This window comes from Bradyrhizobium sp. USDA 376, assembly GCF_054063675.1.
The window spans coordinates 3,677,414-3,701,033 of sequence record NZ_JBSSGN010000001.1; the positions used below are offsets into that span (position 1 = coordinate 3,677,414).

Annotated in this window: 24 protein-coding genes and 1 pseudogene; 24 read left to right on the forward strand and 1 reads right to left on the reverse strand. The window is 64.5% G+C overall.

Features of this window, described 5'->3' with window-relative positions; all coding sequences use genetic code 11:
• The first annotated feature begins 37 nt into the window (after positions 1 to 37).
• From ACVJ19_RS17235 to ACVJ19_RS17345, 23 genes and pseudogenes are all read left to right on the forward strand, one after another.
• Positions 38 to 481 (forward strand): flagellar basal body-associated FliL family protein, encoded by a 444-nt coding sequence (locus tag ACVJ19_RS17235; protein WP_453950238.1) that lies wholly within the window; start codon positions 38 to 40, stop codon positions 479 to 481.
• Positions 478 to 1,218 (forward strand): flagellar type III secretion system pore protein FliP, encoded by a 741-nt coding sequence (gene fliP, locus ACVJ19_RS17240; RefSeq protein ID WP_453950239.1) that lies wholly within the window; start codon positions 478 to 480, stop codon positions 1,216 to 1,218. The genes ACVJ19_RS17235 and fliP overlap by 4 nt, the downstream gene beginning before the upstream one ends.
• A 262-nt stretch (positions 1,219 to 1,480) precedes the next feature.
• Positions 1,481 to 2,422 carry a flagellin N-terminal helical domain-containing protein gene (locus tag ACVJ19_RS17245; RefSeq protein WP_453950240.1) on the forward strand — a complete coding sequence of 314 codons (942 nt, stop codon included), beginning with the start codon at positions 1,481 to 1,483 and terminating at the stop codon, positions 2,420 to 2,422.
• 277 nt (positions 2,423 to 2,699) lie between these two features.
• Positions 2,700 to 3,644, forward strand: a complete 945-nt coding sequence (locus ACVJ19_RS17250; RefSeq protein ID WP_453950241.1) for a flagellin — start codon at positions 2,700 to 2,702, stop codon at positions 3,642 to 3,644.
• Between the two features lie 306 nt (positions 3,645 to 3,950).
• Entirely contained in the window at positions 3,951 to 5,579 is a 1,629-nt protein-coding gene (gene fliF / locus ACVJ19_RS17255; RefSeq protein ID WP_453950242.1) for a flagellar basal-body MS-ring/collar protein FliF, read from the forward strand.
• Positions 5,576 to 6,283, forward strand: coding sequence for a hypothetical protein (locus tag ACVJ19_RS17260; protein WP_453950243.1), 708 nt, complete (start codon positions 5,576 to 5,578; stop codon positions 6,281 to 6,283). Before fliF ends, ACVJ19_RS17260 begins: the two co-directional genes overlap by 4 nt.
• 8 nt (positions 6,284 to 6,291) lie before the next feature.
• A complete protein-coding gene (locus tag ACVJ19_RS17265) occupies positions 6,292 to 7,599 on the forward strand; it encodes a MotB family protein (RefSeq protein WP_453955151.1) in 1,308 nt (435 codons plus the stop codon).
• Positions 7,596 to 8,789, forward strand: a complete 1,194-nt coding sequence (locus ACVJ19_RS17270; RefSeq protein ID WP_453950244.1) for a chemotaxis protein — start codon at positions 7,596 to 7,598, stop codon at positions 8,787 to 8,789. Before ACVJ19_RS17265 ends, ACVJ19_RS17270 begins: the two co-directional genes overlap by 4 nt.
• Positions 8,786 to 10,114, forward strand: coding sequence for a flagellar hook-length control protein FliK (locus ACVJ19_RS17275; protein ID WP_453950245.1), 1,329 nt, complete (start codon positions 8,786 to 8,788; stop codon positions 10,112 to 10,114). Before ACVJ19_RS17270 ends, ACVJ19_RS17275 begins: the two co-directional genes overlap by 4 nt.
• On the forward strand, positions 10,065 to 10,646 hold the full coding sequence (locus ACVJ19_RS17280) for a lytic transglycosylase domain-containing protein (RefSeq protein ID WP_453950246.1): 582 nt from the start codon (positions 10,065 to 10,067) through the stop codon (positions 10,644 to 10,646). The genes ACVJ19_RS17275 and ACVJ19_RS17280 overlap by 50 nt, the downstream gene beginning before the upstream one ends.
• A 90-nt stretch (positions 10,647 to 10,736) precedes the next feature.
• Positions 10,737 to 11,969, forward strand: coding sequence for a flagellar hook protein FlgE (locus tag ACVJ19_RS17285; protein WP_018641244.1), 1,233 nt, complete (start codon positions 10,737 to 10,739; stop codon positions 11,967 to 11,969).
• 34 nt (positions 11,970 to 12,003) lie between these two features.
• Positions 12,004 to 13,479 (forward strand): flagellar hook-associated protein FlgK, encoded by a 1,476-nt coding sequence (gene flgK / locus ACVJ19_RS17290; protein WP_453950247.1) that lies wholly within the window; start codon positions 12,004 to 12,006, stop codon positions 13,477 to 13,479.
• A gap of 3 nt (positions 13,480 to 13,482) precedes the next feature.
• Complete coding sequence (locus ACVJ19_RS17295; protein WP_453950248.1) at positions 13,483 to 14,529, forward strand: flagellar hook-associated family protein; 1,047 nt, start codon at positions 13,483 to 13,485, stop codon at positions 14,527 to 14,529.
• 69 nt (positions 14,530 to 14,598) lie between these two features.
• Positions 14,599 to 14,943 carry a flagellar biosynthesis regulator FlaF gene (gene flaF, locus ACVJ19_RS17300; RefSeq protein WP_453950249.1) on the forward strand — a complete coding sequence of 115 codons (345 nt, stop codon included), beginning with the start codon at positions 14,599 to 14,601 and terminating at the stop codon, positions 14,941 to 14,943.
• On the forward strand, positions 14,943 to 15,353 hold the full coding sequence (flbT, locus tag ACVJ19_RS17305; protein ID WP_453950250.1) for a flagellar biosynthesis repressor FlbT: 411 nt from the start codon (positions 14,943 to 14,945) through the stop codon (positions 15,351 to 15,353). Before flaF ends, flbT begins: the two co-directional genes overlap by 1 nt.
• Positions 15,354 to 15,368: 15 nt before the next feature.
• A complete protein-coding gene (gene flgD, locus ACVJ19_RS17310) occupies positions 15,369 to 15,791 on the forward strand; it encodes a flagellar hook assembly protein FlgD (protein WP_453950251.1) in 423 nt (140 codons plus the stop codon).
• Positions 15,788 to 16,054, forward strand: coding sequence for a flagellar biosynthesis protein FliQ (gene fliQ, locus ACVJ19_RS17315; protein WP_018641238.1), 267 nt, complete (start codon positions 15,788 to 15,790; stop codon positions 16,052 to 16,054). Before flgD ends, fliQ begins: the two co-directional genes overlap by 4 nt.
• Positions 16,055 to 16,127: 73 nt before the next feature.
• Positions 16,128 to 18,210, forward strand: a pseudogene (gene flhA, locus ACVJ19_RS17320) (flagellar biosynthesis protein FlhA).
• A complete protein-coding gene (fliR, locus tag ACVJ19_RS17325) occupies positions 18,207 to 18,959 on the forward strand; it encodes a flagellar biosynthesis protein FliR (protein ID WP_453950253.1) in 753 nt (250 codons plus the stop codon). Before flhA ends, fliR begins: the two are co-directional and overlap by 4 nt.
• Positions 18,960 to 18,963: 4 nt before the next feature.
• Positions 18,964 to 19,383, forward strand: a complete 420-nt coding sequence (locus ACVJ19_RS17330) for a hypothetical protein (protein ID WP_453950254.1) — start codon at positions 18,964 to 18,966, stop codon at positions 19,381 to 19,383.
• Positions 19,380 to 19,856, forward strand: coding sequence for a rod-binding protein (locus ACVJ19_RS17335; protein ID WP_453950255.1), 477 nt, complete (start codon positions 19,380 to 19,382; stop codon positions 19,854 to 19,856). Before ACVJ19_RS17330 ends, ACVJ19_RS17335 begins: the two co-directional genes overlap by 4 nt.
• Before the next feature lie 41 nt (positions 19,857 to 19,897).
• The gene (locus tag ACVJ19_RS17340) at positions 19,898 to 20,410 is read left to right on the forward strand and encodes a flagellar biosynthesis protein FlgN (protein WP_453950256.1); all 513 of its coding nucleotides are present in this window, start codon (positions 19,898 to 19,900) and stop codon (positions 20,408 to 20,410) included.
• Positions 20,407 to 20,865, forward strand: coding sequence for a hypothetical protein (locus ACVJ19_RS17345; RefSeq protein WP_283024476.1), 459 nt, complete (start codon positions 20,407 to 20,409; stop codon positions 20,863 to 20,865). Before ACVJ19_RS17340 ends, ACVJ19_RS17345 begins: the two co-directional genes overlap by 4 nt.
• Before the next feature lie 202 nt (positions 20,866 to 21,067).
• Here the strand turns inward: ACVJ19_RS17345 and ACVJ19_RS17350 are convergent, their stop codons facing one another.
• Positions 21,068 to 21,838, reverse strand: a complete 771-nt coding sequence (locus ACVJ19_RS17350) for a response regulator transcription factor (protein ID WP_453950257.1) — start codon at positions 21,836 to 21,838, stop codon at positions 21,068 to 21,070.
• Positions 21,839 to 22,662: 824 nt separating this feature from the next.
• On the opposite strand from ACVJ19_RS17350, the gene ACVJ19_RS17355 reads away from it, so the two are divergent.
• On the forward strand, positions 22,663 to 23,607 hold the full coding sequence (locus tag ACVJ19_RS17355) for a hypothetical protein (RefSeq protein WP_453950258.1): 945 nt from the start codon (positions 22,663 to 22,665) through the stop codon (positions 23,605 to 23,607).
• The last annotated feature ends 13 nt before the right edge of the window (positions 23,608 to 23,620 follow it).

The window sequence follows — 23,620 nt, forward strand, 5'->3', positions numbered from 1 at the left end:
GTGGCGGCATGACCGCGCCGCGAGGACTGGGGACGCCATGCGCCTGATTGCGGCCATCCTGGCGCTGACCCTGGTCGCGATCGGTGCCGGCGCGCTTGCCGGCCTGCATCTGCTTGCGGCCGCCGAGCGCGTCGCTGACGCGAAGAAGAACGCCACGCAGCCGCCGATCGCGTCGAGCTACGCCGGCAGCGCCCGGCTTCGCAAACTGTCCCCGATCGTGACCAATCTCGCCGCGCCGGCCAACAACTGGGCTCGCGTCGAAGCTTCCATGGTGACCGAGAGCATGAGCGACGAGGATGCGGGCATCCTGGCCGCCCATATCAGCGAGGACATCGTGACCTATCTGCGGTCGTCGTCGGTCACGCAATTCGAGGGATCGCGCGGGCTCCAGCATCTGCGCGACGACCTGACCGAGCGCGCCAATATCCGCTCGTCCGGCAAGGTCCGCGAATTGATCATAGAGACGTTGGTGATCCAGTGAGAGTGAAAGTCCTGCTGCTCGCGTTGCTTCTGGCCGTGCTGCCCGAAGTGGCGCTCGCCCAGATCCCGGACCTCAACTCGCTGCTGCCGCCCGGCAACGGCTCGACCAGCGGGCGCATCATCCAGCTGATGGCGCTGATCACGGTGCTGTCAGTGGCGCCGGGGCTGCTCATCATGGTGACGAGCTTCACGCGATTTGCGGTGGCGCTGTCGTTCCTGCGCTCCGGTCTCGGCCTTCAGACCACGCCGGCCAATCTGGTGATGGTCAGCCTCGCGCTGTTCATGACGTTCTACGTGATGGCGCCGACCTTCGACCGCGCCTGGGAGAACGGCGTCCAGCCGCTCATGAAGAACGAGATCTCGGAAGAAGAGGCCTACCTTAAGATCACCGATCCGTTCCGCGAGTTCATGCTGGCTCATGTTCGCGACAAGGATCTGCAGACCTTCGAGTCGCTCGCCGCCGAAAGCTTCCGCAAGAAGTTCGACGACAAGCGCATCGATCTGCGCGTGATCATTCCGGCCTTCATGATCTCCGAGCTCCGGCGCTCGTTCGAGATCGGCTTCCTCATCATGCTGCCGTTCCTCGTGATCGACATGATCGTGGCGACGCTGACCATGTCCATGGGCATGATGATGATGCCGCCGACGATCCTCGCGCTGCCGTTCAAGATGCTGTTCTTCGTGCTGATCGACGGCTGGAACCTGCTCGCCTCCGGCCTGGTGCGGTCGTTCTCGTAACGACCGTCGGCCGGCGGGCGGGTTATGGTTAGCGAGAAGTACCGGCTTATGGTTACTGGAGGGTAATGGTAACCATATGATATTGCTACTAAATTCAAGCCGATCTTAATCTCGGCGCAAGATTCGGCGTGCTAGCAATGCGGCACGGCGGGTTGGACCCCACCCACATCAGTCCAAAGGCATGATGCCGCCCCTCCGTACCGGTGAAAGTCCGGTATGTCCCCTCGTGAAAATGTAACGCGTACATAAAGGGACATTCGCAATGTCAAGCCTGCTTACGAACTCGACTGCCATGACCGCGCTCCAGACCCTGCGGTCTGTCAGCTCGCAGCTCGCCTCCACGCAGACCCGCATCTCCACCGGCCAGCGCGTGTCGACCGCTTCGGACAACGCTGCCTACTGGTCGATCGCGACGTCGATGCGCTCCGACAACGCGGCGCTCTCCGCGGTCTCCGACTCGCTCGGTCTGTCGGCCGCAACCGTCGACACCGAATACACCGCTCTGAACACGGTCATCGGCGACAAGGACTCCGGCCTGACCAAGCTCCAGGCGCTGCTGGTCGAAGCCAAGACCGCCGGTATCGACCGCTCCAAGATCCAGGCAGACGTCACCCAGATCCAGCAGCAGATGCAGTCGACGGCCAAATCGGCAACGATCAACGGCATCAACTGGCTGAGCATCGACGTCACGCCCTCGTCGTCCACGGCCACGCCGACGAGCTTCAGCCTCGTGTCGTCGTACTCGCGTGTCGGAAGTACGCCCACCATCGGCTCCATCACGGTGACGACCGCCACCTACGCGCTCTACACCACCGGCGGCTCATCCACCACCGGCATCCTGGATACGGTGGTCGGTGGCTCGACCGGCGCGTCAATCGCCACGATCAACATCGGCACGCTGACCGACTCGGCGGCTGACCAGACCAAGCTCGATGGCTATATTGCGCAGGTCACCGCTGCGATCGGCTCGGTGGCCTCGGCCGCCGCCAATCTCGGTGCCGTCAAGAACCGCATCGCGACCAACACGGAATTCGTCAAGTCCCTGATGGACTCCGTGGATCGCGGTATCGGCCAGCTCGTAGACGCCGACATGAACCAGGAGTCCACCCGCCTTGCGGCTCTCCAGGTCCAGCAGCAGCTCGGCGTGCAGGCGCTCTCGATCGCCAACAACAGCAGCCAGAGCATCCTGTCGCTGTTCCGCTAAACTTCAGATCATCTGGAGGAGGGCCGCGCTTCTCGCGAAGCGCGGCCCTTTCTTGTCTGGCGTGACGCTGCGTCCACGCCATGATTCGGGCTCGGTGTTGTAACCGAGTCACAGAGCCACAAGCCTCGCACAAGCTTCGGCAGGTAGCCTCACCGCTACGACAGGTTGGGTCCTTCACACGCATTTCCGTGACCCAAAGGCATGACGCCGCCCTGTCGTACCGGTGCAAGTCCGGTATGTCCCCAAACTCAATTCAATCGTCAAAGGGACATCAAAAATGGGTTCTAGCCTCCTTACCAACTCGTCTGCAATGACCGCGCTGCAGACCCTCCGCAACGTCAGCTCGCAGCTCGCGACCACGCAGAACCGGATCTCGACCGGCCAGCGCGTCTCGACCGCCGCGGATAACTCGGCCTATTGGTCGATCGCGACGTCGATGCGCTCCGACAACGCCGCGCTCTCCGCGGTCTCCGACTCGCTCGGTCTGTCGGCCGCGATGGTGGACACCGAATACACCGCTCTGAACACGGTCATCGGCGACAAGGACTCCGGCCTGACCAAGCTCCAGGCGCTGCTGGTCGAAGCCAAGACTGCCGGTATCGACCGGACCAAGATCCAGTCGGAAGTCACCCAGATCCAGCAGGATATGAAGCTCAAGGCCAGCTCGGCAACGATCAACGGCATCAACTGGCTGAGCATCGACATCACGCCCTCGTCGTCCACGGCCACGCCGACGAGCTTCAACCTCGTGTCGTCGTACTCGCGTGTCGGCGGTACGCCCACCATCGGCTCCATCACGGTGACGACCGCCACCTACGCGCTCTACACCACCGGCGGCTCATCCACCACCGGCATCCTGGATACGGTGGTCGGCGGCTCGACCGGCGCGTCGGTCGCCTCGATCAACATCGGCACGCTGACCGACTCGGCGACTGACCAGACCAAGCTCGACGGCTACATCAACCAGGTCACTGCTGCGATCAACTCGGTGGCCTCGGCCGCCGCCAATCTCGGTGCCGTCAAGAACCGCATCGCGACCAACACGGAATTCGTCAAGAACCTGATCGACTCCGTGGATCGTGGTATCGGCCAGCTCGTCGACGCCGACATGAACGCGGAATCGACGCGCCTGCAGGCGCTTCAGACCCAGCAGCAGCTCGGCGTTCAGGCGCTCTCGATCGCCAACCAGAACAGCCAGAGCATCCTGTCGCTGTTCCGCTAAGCCGCGGCGTCGAAAACGACCGTGCTCCCTCGGGAGCACGGTCTCCGCCATGACCGGCGGATATGACGGCACAAGATGTGCCCGCAATCGCTCCCCTGACGCCAGTTTATCGAGCAACGCGCCGCAGCCGATCGCGCCGCGATATGTCCGGCTGTGCGCCTGTTGCCGATACACGCGGCAGCGTCACTCGATTTCTTGTAAATTTACCACGCCTCACCCGCGAACCGACACATTCGTTGTCTCGCGCAACCTTCAGACAAGGTTGGCAGCGGAGTGTCCTCTACGTTCGCATTGGTACGAGGTCACATGCTGTTCAGTCGTGCGCAGATACAGCAACTGCTCAACAATCTGCTGGAGCTTGGGCCACGACGGCTGATGGCCCTGGGGTTGATCGGCTTTGCCGTTCTCGTCACCGTCGTCGGTGGCGCGTACTATCTGAGCCGGCCCGAGTTCGAGACGCTCTATACCGGCCTCACCCGTGAAGACGTGACGCGCATGGGCGCAGCGCTGCGCGAGCAGAACATCGCCTTCGACGTCAATACCGCCGGTGACGCCGTCTCGGTGCGTCCGAGCCAGACCATGCAGGCGCGGATGCTGCTCGCCGAGAAGGGGCTGCCGACCAGCGCCAATTCCGGTTACGAGCTGTTCGACAAGATCGGCTCGCTCGGCCTGACCTCGTTCATGCAGGAAGTGACGAAGCTGCGCGCGCTTGAGGGCGAGATCGCGCGCACCGTCCAGCTGATGAAGGGCGTGAAGGCGGCGCGGGTGCACATCGTGCTGCCGGTGCGCGGCTCGTTCCGCGCGACGCAGCAGCCGCCCTCGGCATCGGTCGTGCTGCGCACCGACGGCGCGATCGAGGCGCGCACGGCACAGTCGATCCGTCATCTGGTCGCGGCGGCCATCCCCGGCATGAGCCGCGACAAGGTGACGGTGCTGGATGCCGACGGCTCGATGCTGCTCGCCGAGGAGGACGAGGCGAGTGCCGCGCCGACCAAGATGGCGAGCCTGCAGAAGACGGTCGGCGGGATGGTGCAGGAGAACATCCGCAAGGCGCTGACGCCGTATCTGGGCCTGGACAATTTCGAGGTCAGCGTCGCTCCGCAGCTCTCCACCGACAAGCGGCAGACCAACGAGACCGTCTACGATCCGGAGGGCCGCGCCGAGCGTTCGGTGCGGAACGTGCGCGAGAAGGAATCGTCGCAGAACGCCGACCGTTCGCAGCCGACCACGGTGCAGCAGAACCTGCCCGATCAGCAGGTGAACGCCGGCGGCACCAAGAACTCCAGCGAGGACAAGACCCGCCGCGAGGACGTCACCAATTTCGAGGTGTCGTCCAAGACCACGACGACCGTGAGCGACGGCTATCTGGTCAAGAAGCTCTTCATCGCCGTGCTGGTCAACCGCGCGCGTCTGGTCGCCGATCTCGGCGACAAGAGCAACCAGGCCGTCATCGACAGCAAGCTCGCCGAGATCAGCCAGCTCGCGGCGACGGCCGGCGGGCTGGACAAGGCCCGCGGCGACCAGATCCAGGTCACGGCCGTCGACTTCATCGAGGGTTCGCGCGATCTCGCGCCGGTGCCGCCGATGAGCTTCGTCGAGATGATCAACAAGCAGCTCGGCAGCGTCATCAACGCGGTGACGATCCTGGCAGTCGCTTCGATGCTGGTCTGGTTCGGGCTTCGGCCCGCGGTCAACGGCATTCTGACCCATCGTGCGGCGCAGGAGCAGACCGAGGCGGCTGAGGCTGCCGAGCTCGAAGCCGCCGCGGCACTTGCATTGACCGAGAGCCAGGATCCCGAGCTCAACCTCGTCGAGGATCTCGAAGGCAAGATGCAGCGAACACCGCAGAAGCGGCTCGAGCAGATCGTCAGGCTCGATCAGGCGCAAGCGGCAGCGATCCTTAAAGACTGGATGCGACGCGAGGAGGCGGCATGAACGCGGCAATCGGAAAACTCCTGACGCAGTTCGACGCGAATGGCCGGATCAAGTCGCCGCCGCCGCCTCCGCCACCCAAGATCCAGGACGTGCTGACGAGGCCGAAGGAGGCGCGGCGCGAGCTGCAACCGCAGGCCCAGCCGCAGCGTCAGCCTCAATCGCAGCCGCAGTTTCAGCCGGCGCCTCCGGCGCCCGAGGCGGAAGCGCCGCCGGTCAATCTTCTCGACGATGCCTATCGTCGCGGCCATGCCGCCGGCGTTGCCGAGGGCGATGCCAGGGTCGCCGAGGAGCGCGTCCGCAGCGCGATCCGGCTCGGCGAGGAGCGGGCCAAGTGGTCCGACCAGCAGGCGGTCGCGATCATCGGCGGCTTCGAGGCGGCCTGCCGCGAGATCGAAACCAACATCGCGAGCTCCGTCGCGCGCATCCTGCTGCCTTTCCTCGCCGATGCAGTCCGCGACAAGGCGGTGGGATCGCTGGTCGAGCAGATCGCGGCGCTGACCGGCAATTCGCCGGTGCCGGTATTCAAAGTCACCGGCCCGAGCGAACTGCTCGACCTCGTGAGGACCCAGCTCGAGGCTAGCAGGCGCACGGGAGTTGAGTACGAGGTCGCCGAGACTTCCGAGGTCCGCGTCGTCGCCGACCAGACCGTGATCGAGACGCAGATCACAGCCTGGGGCGAGCGCCTGAAGGAAGCGCGCCGGTAGCAGCCATGGTGGAAGAGGTCAAGCAGGAGCTCGTGATCGTCCGCCGGCGCAGCGCCTTCGCCGAGGAGGCGCATCATGGCGGCGTCTGGAAGATTGCCTATGCGGACTTCATGACCGCGATGATGGCGTTCTTCCTGGTCATGTGGCTGCTCAACGCGCTCAACCAGGACCAGAAGCAGGTGGTCGCGAGCTACTTCAACCCGATCAAGCTCGCCGAGAACGCGCCGGCGCCGAAAGGTCTGAAGGATCTCACCAAGAAGGAGCCGACCACGTTCGACGGCCAGGAGGGCCGGCGTCAGCCGGGTGGGCCGAGCGAGGAGCGCCGCGGTGACTCTCCGACGGCCGAGAAGCCGCCGTTCTACGAGGAGAAGGTCCTGTTCCGCGATCCCTATGCGACGCTTGCCGAGATCGCCAACAACGCGAACGAGGCATCGGGCCAGCGCCGCGCCGGCTCGCTGACGTCAGCCGAAGAGGACGGGCTCAAGGGCGGCGACGCCTACCGCGATCCCTTCGATCCCGGCTATTGGAAGCTGGCGCCGCAGGCATCGAAGGACGCGGATCGCATCATCGAGAGCGAGCCGAAGCCCAATCCGTCCGCGCGCGACAACGCGTCCGGCGCGGGGCAGGGCGAGCCGCAGGCGCGCCGCGCCAAGGCGGATGATGCTGGCGGAAGCATCGCTCCGAACGCGGATGCGTCGTCGGCGAGCCTGTCGCCCCTGCTGCCGCCGGGGCCCGCGCCGTCGCAGTCCTCCCGCGAAGGCAGCGTCCAGGCGAACGCGCAGCCTGGCGCGCAGGCGCGCCCCAGCGACGCGAAGAAGGATTCCGAACCGCGCGATGCCGCGCAAACACAGCAGCCGACCGTCAAGCAGCTGCAGTCCGCGATCGCGGATGCGCTGTCGGACATCAAGGCCGGTGCGGGACCGGTCGCCGAGGTGCGTCAGGTCGAGGAAGGCCTGCTGGTCAGCCTGACCGACGATGCGAGCTTCGGCATGTTCGCGGTCGGCTCGGCCGAGCCGCGGCCCGAGCTCATCCGGGTGATCGACAAGATCGGGCCGCTGCTGGCGAAGCGCCCCGGCATGATCATCGTCCGCGGCCACACCGACAATCGGCCGTACAAGTCGGAGAATTACGACAATTGGCGGTTGTCGACCGCCCGTGCGCAGATGGCCTATTACATGCTGGTCCGCTCCGGCGTCGATGCACTGCGAATCGAGCATGTCGAAGGTTATGCCGACCGGCGGCCGAAGCTTCCCAGCGACCCGGCAGCCGCGCAGAATCGCCGGATCGAGATCCTGATCCGGGAGAAGCGCACGTGATCAGGCCGCTTCTCTGCGCTGCCTTGTTGATGGTGTTGCCGGCCACGGCGGCGCCCGCGCTTGCCGATCCGGCGCCGGTCCCTGCCTCGACGTCAAGCGAACCGTATGAACTCGTGCGTGCCTTGCAGGCGGTGCAGGACGGTATCGCCAACGGCGACACCGCGGCGCATGGCAGCCACATCGCGCTGATCCGGCAGATCGGCGAGAAGTTTCTCGCCGCCGATGCGAATGTGTGGAGCAATCCGCAGAATGGCCAGGCCGTCGTCATCTACCTGCTTAGCGGCGGCGCCCCGCAACTGGTCCGCAAGCTGCCGCGCGACAAGATGAACGTCGACGGTCGGCTGTTCGATGGCGCGCTCGCCTATGTCGAGGGTCGTCAGGACGAAGCGCGCGAGCTGCTCAAGGACGTCAAGCCGCGAACGCTCCCGTCGGGCCTGGGCGGACAGGTCGCGCTGGTGCAGGGCGCGCTGTTCGCTCGCACCGAGGCATCGCTCGCGATCGAGCGGCTGGACGATGCGCGTCTGCTCCTGCCCGGCACGCTGGTGGAAGAGGCGGCGCTGCGGCGTGAGATCCTGCTGGTCGGGCAGGCCGAGGATTTCGACAAGTTCGAGTTCCTGACGCTGGCCTATATCCGCCATTACCGCAACTCGATCTATGCCGGCGATTTCTGGCAGCGCTTCTCCTCGGGCCTGACGCAATCGAGCGTGGCGCTCGACGAGCGCCGCTTTGCACGGATCGTCACCCTGCTGGAGCAGATCGACCGCGCCAGCCGCATCAAGCTCTACCTCGTCATCGCGCGCAACGCGATGCTGCGTGGACGGATGACCGTGACCCGGCTGGCCGGCGAGCGCGCGCTGGCGCTCAGCGCCGATGCATCAGTGGAGCGCGAGCGTGCGCATTTCTTCCGCGGCGCCTCGCGGGCGCTCACCGACGAATATGACGGCGGTCTCGCCGAGCTGAAGGCGCTCGACCGGTCGAAGCTGCCCGAGCGCGACGTTGCGCTCCTGAATGCAACGTTGCAGCTCGCGCTCGACATTCGCAAACCATTCGCGAGCGGCCCCGCTGCCACCGCCGACAAGCCTCCGGCTGCGCCGGCGCGCCTCGATCTCGCATCATCGACCGCGACGCTCGCGCGCGCGCAGAAGCAGCTCGGCGAACTCGAACTCCTCGCCAAGGACCGCCGCCCATGACCAAACTCAGCGGAACCTCCGGACAGCTCTTCTCGGGTCTCGCCGAGAGCCTCAACATGCGCGGTACGTCGCGCTCGGCGAAAGCGGCGGGGACCAAATCGCAGGCGGATTCGTCGTTCAACGATCTGCTTCACACCGTCTCGAACCTGGCGAAGCGGGCACTCAACGACGAGGTCAGCGACACGACCGTGAAAGCTGGCACGCTGCGCGCACGCCTGGCGCATCCGACCGGGAAGGACGACACGGTCGACGATCGCACCGAGGCCGCCGACGAGGTCAAGTCCAGCCACAAATCGTCCGACCAGAAGACCGATCGATCGTCGGAAACGCAGAGTCCGGTCGACGCTGCCGCGAAGGCGGATGTTTCGGACCGGTCGAGCATGCCCGCGATCGTCGGACAGGAGCTCGCCGCCGTGCCGGCCGTGAAATCACAGGTGCAATCGCAGGCGGGTGACGGGAAGGACGCGTCCGCGCGCGACGAGCGCTCCTCCACGTCGAAGCGCGAGGTTCAGGCTACGGGCACGGCGAAGATCGCCGCCGCTGATCCCGCGCCGACCGCTGCCGCCCCGAGCAGCGTGCGTTCGCAGGTGGCAGTAGCCGCGCAGCAGGACAACGAGGCTCCGTCAAAGGCATTGCCCGCACCGTCAGGCTTCGAGCCCGTCACGGCCAATGTCGAACGCGCCGTCAAGGCCTCGGCCCGGGACACACTGCCCGAGGCCACCAAGGTCACCGTGGTCCAGCAGGAGACCCATCTGCCTCCGGCGCAGTTCAACGCACCACAACAGGTCGCCAATGCGGTGGTCGCGGAACTGAAGGAATCCGCGGCGCCGACGGCGTCGTCCGCAGTCCCTGATCTCGCAACGTCCCAGACCAATGCGCCGGACCAGCCGCTCAAGATCCTGACCGTCAACCTGGAGCCGCCGGCGCTCGGCAATGTCACCGTGCGCCTCCGCCTGGTCGGCTCGGAGGTCTCGATCCACCTCGCGGCCGAGCGCAAGGCCACGAGCCAGATGCTGGACCAGCAACGCGACTCGATCCGCGATCTGATGCAGTCGGCCGGTTACGTCGCCGACGTCGCTCCGGTCCAGCACGGCTCGCTCGATGGTTTTCAGAGCGGCTCCGGCCAGTCCCAGTCGCAGCCGCAGCTCTCGGGCCAGCAGCAGTCATCCTCACAGTCGCAAGGCACGTTCGACGGCGCCAGCACGTCGTCGGGACAATCGGACGGCGATACGAGACAGGCCCGGCAGGAGCGCCAGTCCAACCAGGAGACGCGTCATGACCAGGACGTGGCGCCGCAGATTCGTCGCGGCCCTGTTTATCTGTAACGCCGGGGCTGCCCAGGCCGCCGCCGACAGCGCGCGCCCCTGCGAGCGCGAGATGGCGCGTGCAGCCCAGCAGCACGGCATTCCGCTCGGCATTCTCTACGCCGTCGGGCTCACCGAGACCGGACGGCGCGGCGCGCTCTATCCTTATGCGCTGGGCGCCGACGGCCAGACCGTGTTCGCCAAGGACATGGAGGACGCAATCGCGAATTTCGAGGCGATGCGAGCCAAGGGCATCAAGCTGATCGACCTCGGCTGCATGCAGATCAACCACTACTACCACGGTGACAAGTTCACGTCGGTGAGGGCGATGTTCGATCCCGCCCGGAATGTCGACTACGCCGCGCGCTTCCTGAAAGAGCTGAAGCAGCGCGAGGGCAGCTGGACCATGGCGGTCGCCCGCTACAATGCGGGCCCCAACAACCAGCCGGCGCAGAAGCGCTATGTCTGTCACATCGTCGCTCATCTCGTCTCGAGCGGCTTCGGGGCCTGGACCGACAAGGCGCGCTCGTTCTGTCAGCCGAAAACGACCTGACAACAGGAAGTTGTGCATGGTTCCCGACCATCAGCCCCGCGCAAGCAAGAACCCTCATTGTAGCTGCAACCTACCAAAGGAGCCCAATTCATGAGCCTGTATGGTGTTATGCGCACCGGCGTTTCCGGCATGTCTGCGCAGTCCAACAAGCTGTCGACGGTCTCGGACAACATCGCGAACGTCAACACGACCGGCTACAAGCGGGCTTCGACCGAATTCTCCTCGCTGATCCTGAAGAGCGGTTCGGGCAATTACGATTCCGGCGCCGTCGAGACGACGGTGCGCTACGCCATCAGCGACGCGGGACATACGCAGTTCACCACGTCGACCACGGACCTGGCCGTGCAGGGCAACGGCTTCTTCGTGGTGTCGAACGCCAACAACACGCAGCAATATCTGACGCGCGCCGGCTCGTTCGTGCCGGACGCCCAGGGCAATCTGGTCAACGCGGCCGGCTACTACCTTCTGGGTCAGCCCGGTAAGGTGACCAATTTCTCGCAGAACAGCCTGTCCGGCATGCAGATCGTCAACATTGCCCAGGTTTCGCAAGTGCCCGTGCCGACGACGGCGGGGACACTCACGACCGGCAATCTGGATCCGAAAGCGGCTGTGATCGCCGGTCCGCCCGGACCGGCGTCATATTCGTCGAAGAGCTCGATCGTGGCCTACAACAATATCGGCCAGGCCGTTACGCTCGACGTCTACATGTCCCACACGGCGACGGCCGCCGGCTCGGACACCTGGCAGATTCAGGCTTACAACTCCGCGACAGGTGCGTCGGTCGGCGCCGCCACCACTTTCACCTTCGATACGACCGCAACCGGCAAAGGCGCGCTGGCCGCGGCGAGCCCGACGACTCTCTCCTTCACCGTCCCCGGCGGTGCGGCGACGACCCTGGACCTGTCGAACATGACGCAGACCGGAACCGACTTTAGCTTCAAGGCGACCGTCAATGGCAGCGCTCCATCGGCCATCGACAAGGTCGACGTCGACGAGAACGGGTACGTGACAGCCGTGCTCAAGAACGGGCAGCAGATGACGCTCTACACCATCATGTTGGCCGACGTTGCGAGCCCCGACAATCTGACGCCCGAGCCAGGCAACGTCTATTCGACCAACATGAATTCCGGCAACGCGCAGGCCGGGAATGCCGGCACCGGTGGCCTCGGCACGATCCAGTCCGGCGCCCTGGAAGACTCCAACGTCGACCTCGCGGACGAGCTCACCGGCATGATCGAGGCCCAGCGCGGTTTCACCGCCAACTCGAAATCGTTCCAGACCGGCGCCGACCTGCTCGACGTCGTCGTCAACCTGAAGCGCTGAATTCTTCAGCGCCCGTTCCGGGCAAGAGCAAATCATGTCCCTTACCGCCGCTCTCGACTCCGCCCGCGCCTCACTCATGGCGTCGGGCATCCAGTCCTCGACGATCTCGCGCAACATCGCCGGTGCCAGCACCGCCGGCTATTCGCGCAAGATCGCGGTGCTGGACAATCTTCCCGGAGCCGGCGTCTATGTGGCGGCGATCCAGCGCGCCGCCAGCTCGGGTCTCTACAACAACGTCTTGACCGCGACCTCGTCGTCGGCCAAGCAGGGCGCGATCTATGACGGTCTTCAGAAGATCGCAACTGCCACGGTCGACGATACGGAGCTCGACCAGTCGCCGACGGCGCAGCTCAATGCGCTGAAGAAGGCGCTGCAGCAATATGCCAACGCGCCGGACAACACCACGCTGGCGCAGGCGGCGGTCACGTCCGCCAAGGACATGGCGACTGCGCTCAATCAGGCGACCCAGACCGTGCAGTCGGTTCGCGAGGGCGCGGATGCCGACATGGCGACCTCGGTCGCCAACATCAACCAGCTCCTGACCCAGTTCGACAAGGTCAACAATGCGATCGTAAGGGGAACGATTGCCGGTGACGACGTCACCGACTATCTCGACCAGCGCGACAGCATCGTCTCGAAGCTCTCGGAGGAGGTCGGCGTCTCGATGTCGATCCGCGCCAACGGTGATGCTGCGCTCTACACCGACAGCGGCGTCGTGCTGTTCGACAAGACGGCGCGAACGGTCAGCTTCGCGGCGACCAACATCTATACGCCCGGCACCACGGGCAATGCGGTCTATATCGACGGCGTGCCGGTAACCGGTGCCAATTCGGTGATGCCGCTGAAGTCGGGCAAGCTCGCGGGTCTCGCTCAGCTGCGTGACCAGGACACCGTCACTTATCAGAGCCAGCTCGACGAAATCGCGCGCGGCCTGATCAACACCTTCAGGGAGAGCGATCAGACTGCCGCGGCGCTGCCCGACGTTCCCGGTCTCTTCACCTATCCCGGCGCGCCGGCGATGCCGGCGAGCGCCACCGTCTCGGTCGGCCTTGCCGGCCTGATCAGTGTCGCGGCATCGGTCGATCCGGCCCAGGGCGGCAACCCGAACCTGCTGCGCGACGGCGCGATCAGCGGCAACGTTGCATATCGATACAACACCGCCGGCAACGGCGGCTACTCGGCCCGGCTGCAGCAGCTCATCGGTGGCATGGATGCGTCGCAGCCGTTCGATGCAACCACGCAAGGCAAGCCGAGCGGCAGCTTGATCGACTTCGCGTCGTCGTCGACCAGCTGGATCGAAAACCAGCGCAAGACCGCGGACTCGAACGTCACCTACCAGAAAACGCTGCTCGACCGCAGCACCGCGGCGCTGTCGAACGTCAGCGGCGTCAACATGGACGACGAGATGTCCTTGATGCTTCAGGTCGAGCGCACCTATTCGGCCTCGTCGAAGATCATCTCGACCGTCGACGAAATGTTGCAGAGCCTGCTGGCTGCCGTGGGGAACTAAGCCATGATGAGCGCGAACTACATCTCGACCCTGATGCTGTCTTCGTCGTTGAGGACCTCGATCACGAACAACCAGGCTGCGCTCAGCAAGGCGTCGACGGAGGCGACCACCGGCCGCTTCTACGATGTCGGTCTCGAGCTTGGTGCCGCGACGGGAAGCGACCTCACCCTGCGGGCGGACTGGAGCTTCGCCGATCAGCTCGTCGATACCAACGAGCTCGTCTCGGGACGCCTCGACGTGACGCAAAACCGGATCACCCAGCTCGGCACGACCGCAACGGACTTCCTCAAGGACCTGATCGCGGCCCGCAGTACCGACAACGGCGGGCGGATCGTCCTGCCGCCTGCGTCCGCCAACCTCCAGGATCTGATCGGCGCGCTGAACGTCTCCTACAACGGCTCGTATCTCTTCTCGGGCATCAACACGCAGAACCAGCCGATCACGGCCTACGCCACGGGCTCGGCCAGCAAGAACCAGGTCGACGCCGATTTCCTTGCGACCTTCGGCTTCTCGCAATCCTCAGCCAGCGTGAGCGGCATTACCCCGGCTCAAATGCAGACGTTCCTCGACACCACCTTCGATGCCGAGTTCGCAAGCCCGGCCTGGAACAACAACTGGTCATCGGCTACTGACCAGGTCATGCAAAGCCGCATCTCCACGACCGAGGTCGCCGATACGTCCGTCAGCGCCAACCAGACCGGCTTCCGCAAGCTCGCCGAGGCCTACACCATGATGGCGGATCTCGGGAACGCGAAACTCAGCCAAGAGACGTTCCAGGTCGTCGTCGACAAGGCCATCGGCCTCGTGGGTGCCGCAATCACTGATCTCGCTACGCTCGGCGGCAGCGTCGGCACGGTCCAGCAGCGGATCACCTCCGCAACCGACAAGCTCAAGACGCAGCAGGACATTCTAAACAATCAGATCGTCGGTATGGAGAAGGTCGATCCGACGGAAGCTTCGGTCCGGGTCAACACCCTGCAGACCCAGATCCAGACGGCGCTGGCGCTGACCTCACAGCTCCAGAAGATCAGCCTCATCAACTATCTCTGAACCAGAGCCCGTTTTTCGAGGTTCACGACCCTTGTCTTGTTATTCCGTTTCCTGCGCAGAGTGGTCCTGATGACGTTTGAAGCCTATGCAGCGGTCGTCGACGAGAGCGGCTATGAGGCGAGAGGCCGCGAGCGGCAGGCGCTCAGTCTCGGCATCGATCGCCTCGAGCGGCTCCAGAAGGGGCGCTCCAGTTTCGAGGATCACGTCCAGAGCCTGCTCTATGTGCGGCGGCTGTGGACGATCTTCATCGAGGATCTCTCGCATCCGGAAAACGGGCTTCCCGAGAAGCTGCGCGCGGAGATCATCTCGATCGGCTTGTGGGTGGTCAAGGAAGCCGACCGCCTTCGTGAGGAGAAGTCGAACGACGTCACGCAGCTCATCGAAATCAACCGCCTGATCCGAGACGCGCTCTAATGAAGATATCCTTGCGGGCGGGTGAACGGATCTACATCAACGGCGCGGTGCTGCGCGTGGACCGCAAGGTATCCGTCGAGCTCGTCAACGACGTGATGTTCCTGCTCGAAGGGCAGGTCATGCAGGCGTCCGATGCCACCACGGCGATGCGGCAGCTCTATTTCATCGTCCAGCTCATGCTGATGAACCCGACCGACGTCCGCGACGCTTCGGCGCTCTACGGGCAGCACCACGCGGCCCTGGTCGCGGTGTGCGAAAGCCGCGAGATGCTGGAGGGGCTTGCCGCGGTCGACGAACTGGTCGGGGCGACCCGTTACTTCGAGGCGCTCAAGCGGATCCGGGCGCTGTTCCCGGTGGAGCAGGCGATCCTGGCCGGCCTCACCACTGAAACCCCATTCGAGGCTGCCTGACAGCGGAGAGGCCATATGAACGTCACCAGCGCGACCGACAGCACCAGCAAGTCGTCCAGTTCGACCAGCTCCACGACGACCACGTCGAGCAACAGCGTCGATTACAACACCTTTCTTCAGCTCCTCGTCGCCGAGATGAAGAATCAGGATCCAACCAATCCGATGGACACCTCGGAATATATGAGCCAGTTCGCCCAGCTCTCGACGGTCGAGCAGGCGATGCAGACCAATACGAAGCTGGATGCGCTGCTGTCCTCGCAGTCGTTGTCGCAAGCCGACGGGTTGATCGGAAAGACCGTCAGCTTCACCGACTCGACCGGCGCGACCTTCTCCGGCAAGGTCAAGTCGATCTCCATCAACAGCGACGGTTCCATCGCGACCCTCGAGGACGGCACGAAGGTCGCCGTCGGGCCCGGCCTCACGATCAGCCAGTCATGAACGAGCGGGACGCCCTCGATATCGTCCAGGCGGCGATCTGGACCATCATCGTCGCCTCCGGGCCCGCCGTCGGCGCGGCAATGCTGGTCGGCACCATCATCGCACTGATGCAGGCCCTGACCCAGATCCAGGAGGTGACGCTGACCTTCGTTCCGAAGATCATCGTCATTCTCGTGGTTGTCGCCGTCTCCGGCTCCTTCATCGGCGCCCATCTCTCGACCTTCACCGAGATGGTCTATTCGCATATCGAGCGGGGCTTCTGAGCCGCGGGGCGGCCACCACCCTCGCGTAAGCTTTGCACGGCAGATTACGGGGCGGACCCTCTGCCGGTGACCCATGGCCGATACGTTAGCTGCTAGCCTGCCCAGCCCCCGCCGTTTCGGGGCGGACGCCTTCTTTGCGGCCGGCATCGTGACCATGCTCACGATCCTGTTTCTGCCCATTCCGCCGATCCTGATCGATCTCGGCCTTGCCGTCTCGATCGCGCTGTCGGCGCTGATCCTGATGGTCGCGCTGTGGATCCAGCGGCCGCTGGATTTCTCGGCCTTCCCGACCGTGCTGCTGATCGCGACCATCCTGCGCCTGGCGCTCAACATCGCGACCACGCGCCTCATCCTGTCGCGCGGCGGGGAGGGCGAGCACGCCGCCGGCTATGTCGTCGCCGGCTTCTCCAAATTCGTCATGGGTGGCGACTTCGTCATCGGCCTGATCATCTTCGCGATCCTCGTCACGGTGAATTTCGTCGTGATTACCAAGGGCGCGACCCGTATCGCCGAGGTCGGCGCCCGTTTTCACCCTGGACGCCATCCCCGGCAAGCAGATGGCGATCGACGCGGACCTGTCCGCGGGTCTGATCGACGACAAGGAGGCCCAGCGCCGCCGCCGCGAGCTCGAAGAGGAAAGCGCGTTCTTCGGCGCCATGGACGGTGCTTCGAAATTCGTCCGCGGCGACGCCATCGCCGGCCTGCTCATTACCGCGATCAACATCTTCGGCGGCATCGTGATCGGCGTCACTCATCACGGCCTCACGCTGTCGCGCGCTGCAGACGTCTACACCAAGCTCTCCGTCGGTGACGGTCTGGTGTCGCAGATGCCGGCGCTGATCGTCTCGCTGTCCGCGGGCCTGCTGGTCTCCAAGGGCGGCACCAGGGGCTCGGCGGAACAGGCCGTGCTCCGGCAGCTCGGCGGCTATCCCCGCGCGGTGTCGGCCGCAGCGCTGATGATGTTCGTGCTCGCGCTGATGCCGGGGTTGCCGATGCCGCCTTTCGTGCTGCTCGGCGGCGTCATGGCCTTCGTCGGCTACACCTTGCCCAAGCGGCAGGCGGCCGAGAAGCAAAAGGAAGATGCGCGCAAGGCCGACGAGCGCGCGCAGGCCCAGGCCAAGGAATCGGTCAAGGAATCGCTCAAGATGGCCGAGATCGAGCTGGCGCTCGGCGGCCACCTCTCGGTCCATATGCTCGGGTCGCGCACCGAGCTTGGCCACCGCGTCGCCAAGATCCGCAAGAAGTTCGCCAAGCAGTACGGCTTCGTGATTCCCGAGATCAAGCTCACCGACAATCTGTCGATCAATCCGAAGGGATACCAGATCCGCATCCACGACACCCGCGTCGCCCACGGCGAGCTCAGGCTCGGAGAGGTGCTGGTGCTGGTCGACAAGGACGGCAAGCCCGACGTGCCCGGCGAAGAGGTGATCGAGCCCGCCTTCGGCATGAAGGCGCTGTGGGTGACGGAAGCCTTCACCGACGAGGTCAAGCGGCAGGGCTGCAAGCCGGTCGACAATCTGTCGGTGCTGCTCACGCATCTGAGCGAAGTGCTCAGGGCGAACCTCGCCCAGCTCCTGTCCTACAAGGACATGCGCGGGCTGCTCGACCGGCTCGACCCCGAATACAAGCGCCTGGTCGAGGATCTCTGCCCGTCGCAGATCTCGTACTCCGGCCTGCTGGCGATCCTGAAGATCCTGCTGGCCGAGCGCGTGTCGATCCGCAACCTGCATCTGATCCTCGAGGCGATCGCCGAGATCGCGCCGCATGTGCGGCGCTCCGAGCAGGTCGCAGAGCATGTGCGCACGCGCCTCGCCCAGCAGATCTGCGGCGACCTCTCCGACAACGGCGTGCTCAACGTGGTCCGCCTCGGCAATCGCTGGGATCTCGCCTTCCACCAGAGCCTGAAGCGCGACGCCAAGGGTGACGTCGTCGAATTCGACGCCGATCCGCGTCTCATCGAGCAGTTCGCGACGGAAGCCAGCGCCGCGATCCGCAAGTTCACCGAGAACGGCACCAGCGTGGTGCTGGCGGTGACCCCCGAAGCCCGTCCCTATGTCCGGATGATCCTGGAACGGGTGTTCCCGACGCTGCCGATCCTGTCGCATGTCGAAGTGGCGCGCAGCGCCGAGATCCGTGCGCTCGGAGCCATATCGTGATCAGCAGCCTCGCCGACAGCGTGCTGGTCACGTTCATCGTGTTCTGCCGCATCGGTGCCTGCCTGATGTTCGTGCCGGGCTATTCCAGCGTCAACGTCCCGGCCCAGGTCCGGCTGTTCATCGCGCTGGTCACGACGTTCGCCCTGACGCCGATCCTGATCGCGGTGCTGAAACCTCTGACGGACAACGCGGCGCCGCTGTCGCTCGCGCTCCTGATCGGCTCGGAGATTCTGGTCGGCAGCGTCATCGGACTCGGCGGGCGCGTGTTCTTCCTCGCGCTCCAGACCATGGCAACCGTGATGGCGAGCGCGATCGGGCTAAGCAACATCCCGGGAACGCCGATCGGCGACACCGATCCTGCGCCGGCCCTCGTGCCGCTGATCATGGCATCGGTCACGACGCTGTTCTTCATGACCGACCAGCACTGGCAGGTGCTGCGCGGGCTGATGAACTCCTACGACGTCTGGCACCCCGGCAGCAGGATCGGCGGCAGCATGGCGCTCGACCAATTGGTCGGTCGCCTCTCCGAAGCGTTCGTGCTGACGCTGCGGATCGCCAGCCCGTTCATCGTCTATTCCGTCATCGTCAACCTGGCCGTCGGCCTGCTCAACAAGCTGACCCCGGCGATTCCGGTCTATTTCATCTCGGTCCCCTTCGTGCTGTTCGGCGGCTTCCTGCTGCTCTACCTCACCAGCGACGAGCTCTTGACGCAGTTCATTCTCGGCGTCTCCTCGTGGCTGGCGGAGTGACAACATGAAGTCGCGCGCGGACAAGCTTGGTCGGATGGTCTCGCTGGTAAAGCTCCAGCTGCGGCTGTCCGAATGGCAGCTCGCGCACCTGCGACAGCAGGAGCGCAGCCTGCAGGACGAGCAGGAATGGCTGGTCGGCGCGCTGAACGAGGGCAAGCCGCCGGCGGGATCGTCGAGCGAGTCGATCGCACGGCGGCTCAACAGGACAAGCGTCGGCGCGCGCGCCGTGAAGGAGCAGGCCTCGCGGCAGCTCGACCAGGTTCGCCTCGAGACCCGCCGCGTGAAACAGCTCGAGGAAGTTGCCAAGACGGCGCTCGCGGAGAAGCTTCGCGACGCCGAAAAGCGATCGCTCGAGGAGATGACGGGAACAAGCCTTACCGTGCGCGCGTGGACGCCACGGCCAGCCAGCCGGAACAAGACATGATCGTGACAGCGACACCCGACCTCGTCCTCGACGTCCTCGAGGCCGCCGATCCCGTGACGCAGCGCGCGGCGACGGCGAAGCTCGACGCGCTGAAATCGTCGGACGCCGATTTCGCCGCCACGATGGACGCCGAGGTCGGCAAGGCCGCGGCGGCCGCCGATCAATCCGCGGCGAAGGTCGCCGAAGCACAGTCGGGGACGGTGAACGGGGCGCCGGTGCAGGTGATCAAGGCACCGGCATCCGGCGAGGTCTACCGGAAGTTCGAAGCCTTCATCCTTCAGACCTTCGTCGAAACGATGCTGCCGAAGGAGTCCGAGGAGCTGTTCGGCAAGGGGACCGCGGGCAGCGTCTGGAAGTCGATGCTTGCGGAGCAACTCGGCAACCAGCTCGCGAAGGGCAAGGGCATTGGCATTGCGAAGCAACTCGCCGCAGCAAATCCGGTGGGCCCGGACGCAACGGGGAAGGCCGGATGATGATCCGGAATGGGTGACAGAAGTTGAGGGGTGAATTTCCTATGCAGGCACAAGAAGGCGCGGCAGCCCTGGTGGTGGAGCAGCCGGTCGTGGACACCGAGGCGATGACGATTGCTGCAGCATCTCCCGATGCGCTGTTGCCCGTGCTGCTGCCCAATGTCGGCGGCGAGGCGGTGATCGAGGGCACAGATGCGGCGAGATCGGACGAGGTGCGCGGCCTGCTGGCGGCGATCCGCCGGCTCGAAAACATCGTCGAGGAGGAGACGGTCGCGCTCACGACGGGCAAGAAGATCGATTTTGACGACTTCAGCGCCCGCAAGAGCCGCAGCATGCTGGAGTTCGTCCGCCTGATGCGGGCGCGGATGCATCTCGGCAGCGAGGTCGAGGTCACCGAGGAGATCCAGCGCTTGCGCGAGAAGCTCGAGCGGAACCGGTCCGTCCTCGAGATGCATTACGATGCGGTGCGCGAGGTTGCGTCGATCATCGTCAAGGCCATCAAGGACGCCGAGTCGGACGGGACCTATACCGGTCGCACAGCGCAGGACGGAAAATGATCAGGGTAGTGCTGGCCGGGCTCTGGGTCTGCATCCTCACGGCGGGCACGAGCTATGCCGTGGCCTATTGGAAGGAAAATGGCAGCCTTTTGCCGGCAAAGGACGCCTATCTCGACGGACTCCAGTACCAGAAGACGCGGGCGCTGAGCGTGCCCATGGTCGAGAACGGCAATGTGCAGGGCTATATCGTCGCGCGCTTCGTCTACACCGTGGAGGCGCGGACCATGCACCAGCTCAACGTTCCGCCGGAGCCGTTCGTCGTCGACGAGGCGTTCCGCAGGATCTACGCCGACGACCGCCTCGATTTCAGGAAGCTCGCCCGCTACGACCTCTCGATCCTCACGACGGCCATCAAGCAGCGTGTCAACGAGCGGATGCAGGCCGACGTCGTCCAGGACGTCCTGGTCGAGGACTTCAACTACGTCTCCAAGGAAGAATTCCAGTCGAAGCCGTAGGCTTCACCGGACCGGCGTGACGCGGCTTCCCGGAAGCATTACTCCGCATGAGATCCTGAGGCGCCATTCTCATCTCGTTGCGCCCGGCTGCGCCCGCGGTGCAAGGCCTCCGTTCCGCGCTCTCGGCTCCTGAAAATGCAACGGCCTCCGCGAAGAGGCTCCGCGGAGGCCGTTGTCGGTTTCGTGGCAGTGCCCTGCCGCGTCAGTTTCCGGCCGGATACGCCGCCGGAGCGGCATGCGCCCTGTTGAGGAGAATGGCGACCTCGTCGAGCTCCTGCATCGGCACGTCGAGGGTCTCGCCGGCCGGGATGTTGAGGCGGTATCCGACGTAGCGGCGGGCCACGATCGCATCGAAGCCGAGGCGGTCGCGGAGCTTCTTGCGCAGCTTGCTGACGTGGCTCTCGATCACGCTCTCGTCGAAGGTGGACTCGAAGATGCCGTAGACCGCGTTGAAGATCTGCGTCTTGGTGATCCACTTGCCGTGGTTGCTGACCATATATTCGAGAATGCGCAGTTCGCGGCGCGGCAGGGTGAGGGCGTGGCCCGCGATCTCCGGGTCACGCCCGTTGAAGAAGACCTGGATCCTGGTCTCGCAGGGCCTCGGCAGCTCGCCGACCCGGCGGCGCGCGATTGCGGCCGTTCGGGCAAGGATCTCGCGGAGATGAATCGGCACGTGCACGACGTCGTCGACACCCGCTTCGAACAGCTCCAGCGTGTTCTTGAGCATCTTCTGGCCGCTCATGGCGATGATGGGCGCCGAGGAGCGCTTGCGCATCGCCCGCGGCAGGCTTCCGCGGGCATCGCAATCCCCGAGGAGGAAGGCGTCGACCGCTGCCAGGTCCGATTCACTCGCAGATTGCAGCCAGTCCCAGAATTCTCCGGAGGAGAAGCCGATCGACGATACGCCTTCGCGAACGAGCCCTCCAACGTAGCTGTTCGTGACGCTCTCGCGATCATCAACGATAATATACATCAGTCTTTCGCCCCTGTTTCGCACTTGTCGCGGCCGGCTGGTTGTGTGTGATGCACCGGCTCGGCGACCATGCTGTTTGACGATATTTCCATCCCGCGAACCGTTGTTATGGTTTCGATATTCGCGGGCAGCCCTACGCATTCAGTGCCTGCGTTTTCCGCGGGCCTGTTACTTCGACTCGATACTGAACGCTTACTGCGTGAGGCCCGGCGGGTGTCTTACGGATCACCTCGCGGGGCGGATTGAGACAGCGACCTAGTACAGTTGCGCCAAGTTGCCTATTGCGTCCGAACGCTACTGAACTTTGCCGATCTCCTCGCCAACTGGCGAGAATCACTTGAGTAGGACCGTAACAATTGCCGATTTCCGATCAAGCACGCGTAACAAAGCGGTTGCTATGCGTGTTTGATGCTGTTGGTTTGTTGCGAGTTGTTTCTTGATATATCCAATCACACCAGTTGATTTGGATTCCGAACTAGTTTTGCATCGTGTTGGGTCTATAGTTCCGCATCCCTGCATAATCACAGCTGTTTTGGGTGGTGCTGTGGGTCACGCAGATGGAGGGGTTTTCAACCCGGGATTGACTCTATCCACCGGGTTTCCACATGCGACAATTCGACTCATGTGTGGCGCGGCGACTCCAGCTTGGCGAAATCTTGGCGAGTGTGTGTCTTTCGAGTCGCACTCTCGCCACGTGCGTGACGCTTTCGACTCATTCGACGTCGCGTCGCGCGTGCTGAAAAGTTTTCGATGCGCACGTTTCAGGCAAGCTTCGACGAATAAATTCGGCGTTCGATAGATCGAAGCGAACGGAGCATTTTCACATGTTGTCCGATGGACAAGCTCGTCCTGGTGCAACCGCCGATGTTGCCGCGGCGGCGAAGCCGGCTCCGGAAGCACCCAAGCCAAATCCGACGCAGGCGGCCAGGCCCGCAGCAAGTGCAAAGCGCATGTCGGCTGCGGCAAACGACGAAACCCTGGCGAAAGAGGCGCTCGAGGGACTGAAGCGCATTCGCGCCAAGGCGCGCCTCGACAAGATGGCGATACCCAAGCCGGCGCCGGCCGTGATCAAGCCGGCCGTCATCGTGGCCAAGCCGCCGCCCCCCCGTCCGACCTGGGTGGCGCCGCTTGCGACATTGGCGGTCGCCGCCATCCTGGTGGTCTGCGCCTGCACCGGCGTGATCGCCTATCTCACCACGCAGCCCGCCCAGAACAATGTCGCGGCCAATGCCGAGATCAGGAATCTGCGCGAGACGGTCGCCCAGCTGCGCAAGCAGGTGTCGGGCGTGTCCGAAAATCTCGATGGCCTGCGGACCGCGGTCGATCAATCCAGCAAGGCAACCAATGACCGCTTCGGCAGGTTCGCCGAGAACCTCGACCGCATCGAACGGGTGAGCTCGTCCTCGACGGTGAAGCTCGACAAGCTCGCCCAGGCGCAAGCCCAGGCTCCGGCGCCGGCGACCGTCGCTTCGCAGCCGCCCTCGCAGACGATGCCGATGATGGCTTCGGTCGCCGCGCCGGAATTCACGGGTTCGGTGCCTGCCTCGGAACGCACGGCGGCGCCGCGAAAGCTGGTCAAGGGCTGGTCGGTGCGTCAGGCCTATGAGGGGATCGCGATCCTGCAAAGTCCGAACGGCGTCATCGAAGCCGTGCTGGGACAGCAGGTGCCCGGCCTCGGCCGTATCGAGGAGATCCGGAGCGAGAACGGACGCCTGGTGGTGGAAACCAGCGGCGGCGTCATCTATTCGTCGCGCAAGGCTACGCCCTGATCGGCGCTCGCCG

Coding starts and splice junctions, on each gene's coding strand:
- ACVJ19_RS17235 (WP_453950238.1), top strand. CDS start 38: ATGCGCCTGATTGCGGCCATCCTGGCGCTGACCCTGGTCGCGATCGGT.
- ACVJ19_RS17245 (WP_453950240.1), top strand. CDS start 1,481: ATGTCAAGCCTGCTTACGAACTCGACTGCCATGACCGCGCTCCAGACC.
- ACVJ19_RS17250 (WP_453950241.1), top strand. CDS start 2,700: ATGGGTTCTAGCCTCCTTACCAACTCGTCTGCAATGACCGCGCTGCAG.
- fliF (WP_453950242.1), top strand. CDS start 3,951: ATGCTGTTCAGTCGTGCGCAGATACAGCAACTGCTCAACAATCTGCTG.
- ACVJ19_RS17260 (WP_453950243.1), top strand. CDS start 5,576: ATGAACGCGGCAATCGGAAAACTCCTGACGCAGTTCGACGCGAATGGC.
- ACVJ19_RS17275 (WP_453950245.1), top strand. CDS start 8,786: ATGACCAAACTCAGCGGAACCTCCGGACAGCTCTTCTCGGGTCTCGCC.
- ACVJ19_RS17280 (WP_453950246.1), top strand. CDS start 10,065: ATGACCAGGACGTGGCGCCGCAGATTCGTCGCGGCCCTGTTTATCTGT.
- ACVJ19_RS17285 (WP_018641244.1), top strand. CDS start 10,737: ATGAGCCTGTATGGTGTTATGCGCACCGGCGTTTCCGGCATGTCTGCG.
- flgK (WP_453950247.1), top strand. CDS start 12,004: ATGTCCCTTACCGCCGCTCTCGACTCCGCCCGCGCCTCACTCATGGCG.
- ACVJ19_RS17295 (WP_453950248.1), top strand. CDS start 13,483: ATGATGAGCGCGAACTACATCTCGACCCTGATGCTGTCTTCGTCGTTG.
- flaF (WP_453950249.1), top strand. CDS start 14,599: ATGACGTTTGAAGCCTATGCAGCGGTCGTCGACGAGAGCGGCTATGAG.
- flbT (WP_453950250.1), top strand. CDS start 14,943: ATGAAGATATCCTTGCGGGCGGGTGAACGGATCTACATCAACGGCGCG.
- flgD (WP_453950251.1), top strand. CDS start 15,369: ATGAACGTCACCAGCGCGACCGACAGCACCAGCAAGTCGTCCAGTTCG.
- fliQ (WP_018641238.1), top strand. CDS start 15,788: ATGAACGAGCGGGACGCCCTCGATATCGTCCAGGCGGCGATCTGGACC.
- ACVJ19_RS17330 (WP_453950254.1), top strand. CDS start 18,964: ATGAAGTCGCGCGCGGACAAGCTTGGTCGGATGGTCTCGCTGGTAAAG.
- ACVJ19_RS17335 (WP_453950255.1), top strand. CDS start 19,380: ATGATCGTGACAGCGACACCCGACCTCGTCCTCGACGTCCTCGAGGCC.
- ACVJ19_RS17340 (WP_453950256.1), top strand. CDS start 19,898: ATGCAGGCACAAGAAGGCGCGGCAGCCCTGGTGGTGGAGCAGCCGGTC.
- ACVJ19_RS17345 (WP_283024476.1), top strand. CDS start 20,407: ATGATCAGGGTAGTGCTGGCCGGGCTCTGGGTCTGCATCCTCACGGCG.
- ACVJ19_RS17350 (WP_453950257.1), bottom strand. CDS start 21,838: ATGTATATTATCGTTGATGATCGCGAGAGCGTCACGAACAGCTACGTT.
- ACVJ19_RS17355 (WP_453950258.1), top strand. CDS start 22,663: ATGTTGTCCGATGGACAAGCTCGTCCTGGTGCAACCGCCGATGTTGCC.